Source organism: uncultured Pluralibacter sp., assembly GCF_913775985.1.
GTDB lineage: Bacteria > Pseudomonadota > Gammaproteobacteria > Enterobacterales > Enterobacteriaceae > Pluralibacter.
This window is the reverse complement of record NZ_CAJYMB010000020.1, coordinates 1-5271: the sequence shown is the minus strand read 5'-3', so window position 1 is coordinate 5271 and position 5271 is coordinate 1. Positions and strand designations below refer to the sequence as shown.

The 5271-nt window shown below is 58.1% G+C and carries 6 protein-coding genes; all 6 read left to right on the top strand.

Features of this window, described 5'->3' with window-relative positions:
• Position 1: 1 nt before the first annotated feature.
• Entirely contained in the window at positions 2-361 is a 360-nt protein-coding gene (locus QZ766_RS03125; protein ID WP_297197133.1) for a YcfL family protein, read from the top strand.
• Positions 362-373: 12 nt separating this feature from the next.
• Positions 374-1003, top strand: coding sequence for a penicillin-binding protein activator LpoB (gene lpoB / locus QZ766_RS03120; RefSeq protein WP_297197131.1), 630 nt, complete (start codon positions 374-376; stop codon positions 1001-1003).
• Positions 984-1811: a thiamine kinase gene (gene thiK, locus QZ766_RS03115; protein ID WP_297197134.1), complete on the top strand. Its 828-nt coding sequence runs from the start codon at positions 984-986 to the stop codon at positions 1809-1811. The genes lpoB and thiK overlap by 20 nt, the downstream gene beginning before the upstream one ends.
• A gap of 7 nt (positions 1812-1818) precedes the next feature.
• Positions 1819-2844 (top strand): beta-N-acetylhexosaminidase, encoded by a 1026-nt coding sequence (gene nagZ, locus QZ766_RS03110; protein ID WP_297197129.1) that lies wholly within the window; start codon positions 1819-1821, stop codon positions 2842-2844.
• 37 nt (positions 2845-2881) lie between these two features.
• On the top strand, positions 2882-3424 hold the full coding sequence (ycfP, locus tag QZ766_RS03105) for an alpha/beta hydrolase YcfP (protein ID WP_297197128.1): 543 nt from the start codon (positions 2882-2884) through the stop codon (positions 3422-3424).
• Between the two features lie 230 nt (positions 3425-3654).
• Positions 3655-4959, top strand: coding sequence for an NAD(P)/FAD-dependent oxidoreductase (locus QZ766_RS03100; protein ID WP_297197126.1), 1305 nt, complete (start codon positions 3655-3657; stop codon positions 4957-4959).
• The last annotated feature ends 312 nt before the right edge of the window (positions 4960-5271 follow it).

Genomic DNA, 5271 nt, shown 5'->3' with positions numbered 1-5271 from the left:
TGTGTTCGCAGCAGCGGCTGCGCTGCTGCTGGCCGGGTGCCGCTCGCACCCGGAAATTCCGGTAGGCGACAGCCAGTCGCTGGTGATGGAGGCCAACGTTCTTGCCGCAGGGATCACGGCAGAAAATCCCGCCATACAATCGTCTGAAATTCAGGCTACCGCCTCCTCGCGCCTCTATAATGAACGTTCGGCGCCGGTGACTATGCACTACCGCTTTTACTGGTACGACTCTCGCGGGCTGGAAATGCACCCGCTGGAAAAAACGCGCACGCTGACAATCCCGGGCCATTCGGCCGTGACGCTGTACGGCAGCGCCAGCAGCCTCGGGGCGCAAAAAGTCAGGCTTTATCTTTATCTGTAAGGGGTAATATCAATGAACAAACTGAGCCGCTATGCGTTGATGACCGCGTTAGCATTGTTTCTCGCAGGGTGCGTATCAAAACGCGAAGAGCCCGCGCCTGTTGAACAAGGCAAACCCGCCGCGCAGCAGCCGCCAGTCACTACGGTGCCGACGGTGCCCGAGATCCCGAAACAGCCCGGGCCGATTGAGAGCAATAAAGGCACCACTCCCACTACACCTCGGGTGCGCCACTATGACTGGAACGCAGCCGCGCAGCCGCTAATGGGCAAGCTGGTTCAGGCAGAGGGTATTACCCCCGGAAGCATTTTGCTGGTAGACAGCGTCAATAACCGCACCAACGGCTCGCTGAATACCGGCGAAGCGACGTCGGCGCTGAGCGCTGCGCTACAGGGGAACGGTAAATTTACGCTGGTTTCGCCGCAGCAGGTTGCGGTTGCCAAGCAGCAGCTCGGCCTCTCCCCGCAGGATAGCCTCGGCTCGCGCAGTAAAGCCATGGGCCTTGCCCGCAACGTGGGTGCCCAGTACGTGCTGTATTCCAACGCCACCGGCAACGTCAACGCGCCAGGGCTGCAGTCGCAGCTGATGCTGGTGCAGACGGGTGAAATTATCTGGTCAGGTAAAGGTGCCGTCTCCCAGCAGTAGGCTTTCGCGTGAAGCCGTACTCGCACGCTATTTTCCATGCTACCGTCTTGCCGCTCTCCCTGCTTGTGCGGGGCTGAGCGGCGCAAGCTGCGTGATTATCGGGCCCCAGGACAAGCGCCTGGTCCTGCGCCAGCATCATGACGCGTCCGCCGCCGAATATTACTTCCGCAGACAGTACCGGGCGCTGCGCTCGCTGCCGGCGGATCTCGCGCCGCGGCCGATCGCGTATTTTGCGGGCTGGATGGCAATTGAGTATCTTCAGGGCGAGGCCGCATCCGCGTTACCCGCCGTAAGAGATCTGGCCGGGCTGCTTGTCCGCCTGCACCGCCAGCGCCGCTTCGGCTGGCGCGTTGCGCTGCTGCCGCTGCTTGAACACTACTGGCAGCGTTGCGATCCCGGACGCCGCTTTCCGCAGTGGCTGCGGCGCCTGAAGCGGCTGCGCAAGCAGGGCGAGCCGCGTCCTTTACGACTGGCCCCGCTGCATATGGATGTCCACGTGGGCAATATTATCGTCGGTGGCGGCGAGCTGCGCCTTATCGACTGGGAGTATGCCGGAGACGGCGATATCGCCCTTGAGCTGGCGGGAGTCTGGATGCCGCACGAGCTGCAGCGTCAGGCGCTGGTCGGGGAGTACGCCGTGCGGGCTAATATTTCCCCGGCGCTGCTGGCAAAGCATGTCAGACGCTGGCGTCCCTGGATGCTGATGCTGGCGGCGGGATGGTATGAGTATCGCTGGGCGCAAACCGGCGATCGACAGTTTATTGCGCTGGCTGATGACAGCTGGCGCCAGCTAAATGTGAAAAAGTGAGGTTTATGTGGGTCCGGTTATGTTGGATGTTGAAGGCTACGAACTCGATGCCGAAGAGAGGGAGATTCTGGCCCATCCGCTGGTGGGCGGCCTGATTTTGTTTACCCGCAACTACCACGATCCTGAACAGCTGCGCGAGCTGGTGCGCCAGATCCGCAGCGCGTCGAAAAATCATCTGGTCATCGCGGTGGATCAGGAGGGCGGACGGGTGCAGCGCTTTCGTGAAGGCTTCACCAGCCTGCCGGCAGCGCAGTCGTTTGCCGCGCTGCTCGGCCAGGAGGAGGGCGGTCGCCTGGCGGAAGAGGCCGGCTGGCTGATGGCGTCGGAAATGATTGCGATGGACATTGATATCAGCTTCGCGCCGGTTCTCGACGTCGGGCACATCAGCGCGGCCATCGGCGAGCGTTCCTACCATGCCGATCCGACCATTGCACTGACAATGGCGCGCCGCGTTATTGACGGCATGCGCGGTGCCGGAATGAAAGTCACCGGAAAACACTTTCCCGGGCACGGCGCGGTGACCGCCGACTCGCATAAAGAGACGCCGCGCGATCCCCGCAGCGAGACTGAAATTCGCGCCAAAGATATGTCGGTCTTCAGCAGCCTGATAAGCGAAAACCGGCTCGACGCTATTATGCCCGCACACGTTATCTACAGCGACGCGGATCCGCGTCCGGCGAGCGGCTCGCCTTACTGGCTGCAGACCGTGCTGCGCGGCGAGCTGGGATTCGACGGGGTGATTTTCTCGGATGATTTGTCAATGGAAGGTGCGGCAATTATGGGCAGCTACGCCGAGCGCGGGCAGGCTTCGCTCGATGCCGGATGCGACATGATCCTCGTGTGCAATAACCGCGGGGGCGCAGTGAGCGTGCTGGATAACCTGTCGCCGATCAAAGCAGCGCGTGTTACAAAATTGTATCATCAGGGGTCATTTACTCGCCAGATGCTGCGGGACTCAGCGCGCTGGCAGCGTGCCAGCGCCGAGCTTGAGGCGTTACACCAGCGCTGGCAGGAATACAAAGCGACGCACTAATTCACCCTGTCGAAACAGTCAGTATTGTGAGGATCTGATGATTATTTATTTGCACGGTTTTGACTCAAACAGTCCGGGTAATCACGAAAAAGTTCTGCAGCTGCAGTTCATCGATCCGGATGTGCGCCTGATGAGCTACAGCACGCGTCATCCGAAACACGATATGCAGCACCTGCTTAAGGAAGTGGATAAATTGCTGCAGTCCACTACCGATGAACGGCCGCTTATATGCGGCGTCGGGCTCGGCGGCTACTGGGCCGAGCGAATCGGTTTTCTGTGCGGTATTCGCCAGGCGATTTTTAACCCTAACCTGTTTCCCCATGAAAACATGGAGGGCAAAATTGACAGGCCGGAAGAGTACGCCGATATTGCCACCAAATGCGTGAGCAACTTCCGGGAGAAGAACCGCGACCGCTGTCTGGTCATTCTCTCGCGCCAGGATGAGGCGCTGGACAGCCGGCGCTCCGCCGAGCATCTGCATCCCTTCTATGAAATTATCTGGGACGAAACGCAGTCGCATAAATTCAAAAGCATCTCGCCCCATTTACAGCGCCTCAAGGCATTTAAAACCCTCGGTTAAAATTTTCCTCCGGCAGCGTCTGGCTGCCGGAGCGGCAAACTCACGTTTCTGCTGCTACACTCGCTCATCTTTTCTACGGTAAAATTGATTTACATCAATTTTGGTATGACCAATGCACCTCTCATGCTATTCTCAACGCTGAATGGTTTCATGTCAGTAACCTGTTGTTAACTAAGGGTTATCTTTATAACCTTTAATTAACAATCAGTTGCTACTTTTAGGGGGTCGAATTGACTACGCCATTGAAAAAAATTGTGATTGTAGGCGGGGGAGCCGGTGGCCTGGAATTGGCCACGCAGCTGGGCAAAAAACTCGGACGCGGTAAAAAAGCGAAGATAACGCTGGTGGATCGCAACCCCAGCCATCTGTGGAAGCCGCTGCTTCACGAAGTGGCCGCCGGATCGCTCGACGAGGGCGTCGACGCGCTGAGCTACCTGGCGCACGCCCGCAATCACCATTTCCAGTTCCAACTGGGCTCGGTTATCGATCTTAATCGCGAAGCCAAAACCATCACCCTGGACGCGCTGCGCGATGAGAAGGGCGATCTGCTGGTGCCGGAGCGCAAGCTGCCTTATGACACGCTGGTCATGGCGCTTGGCAGCACCTCCAACGATTTCAATACGCCGGGCGTCAAAGAACACTGCATTTTCCTCGACAGCCCGGGCCAGGCGCGGCGCTTCCATCAGGAGATGCTGAATCTGTTCCTGAAACATTCCGGTAATCTTGGCCTGAACGGCATGGTTAATATCGCTATCGTTGGCGGCGGTGCGACCGGCGTTGAGCTGTCTGCCGAACTGCACAATGCGGTGAAAGAGCTGCACAGCTACGGCGTGAAAGGGCTGACCAACTCGGCCCTTAACGTCACGCTGGTTGAAGCAAGCGATCGCATTCTGGCGGCGCTGCCGACGCGCATTTCCAGCGCTGCTAACGAGGAGCTGAGCAAGCTGGGCGTGCGGGTAATGACCGAGACTCGCGTGACCAGCGCCGACAGTAGTGGCCTGAACACCCAGGAAGGGGAGCATATTAATGCCGATCTGATGGTGTGGGCAGCGGGCATTAAAGCGCCGGACTTCCTTAAGGATATTGCCGGGCTGGAAACCAACCGTATTAATCAGCTGGTGGTGGAGCCGACGCTGCAAACCACGCGGGATCCGGATATCTTTGCCATCGGCGACTGCGCTTCCTGCGCCCGCCCTGAAGGTGGCTTCGTACCGCCCCGCGCCCAGGCGGCACACCAGATGGCAAGCTGCGTGCTGAAAAATATTCTGGCGCAGTACAATGACAAGCCGCTGAAAGCGTACGTTTACAAAGATTACGGCTCGCTGGTTTCGCTCTCCAACTACTCTACCGTAGGTAATCTGATGGGCAACCTTATGCGCGGTTCGATGATGGTGGAAGGGCGGATGGCGCGGGTCATGTATATCTCCCTGTACCGGATGCACCAGATCGCGCTGCACGGCTACTTCAAAACCGGCCTGATGATGATTGTCGGCAGAATTAACCGGGTGATCCGCCCGCACCTCAAGCTTCATTAATTCATGTCAAGGCCCGGCAGTCGCCGGGTCTTGTTTATCCCCGCGTCTCTAACTGGCTCTAATTGCTCAGATTTCTCTGAATAGGTTTGTTCTCGCGTTGTTTCCGCATTTTTCATCCTCTGTCTGATTTGCAGGTCAACCCCTCCAGTTGCAAAATTGTTACCAACAGCAACAAGAGGAGGAAGTCCCGTGAATAAATCTATGTTGGCGGGTATTGGTATTGGTGTCGCCGCCGCGCTGGGCGTTGCCGCCGTGGCAAGTCTTAACGTATTCGACAGCTCGCCTAAATACGCCCAGGTTATTTCTGCTACC

Excerpts from the sequence above, each read along its gene's own strand:
- lpoB (WP_297197131.1), top strand. The coding sequence starts at position 374 with ATGAACAAACTGAGCCGCTATGCGTTGATGACCGCGTTAGCATTGTTT.
- ycfP (WP_297197128.1), top strand. The coding sequence starts at position 2,882 with ATGATTATTTATTTGCACGGTTTTGACTCAAACAGTCCGGGTAATCAC.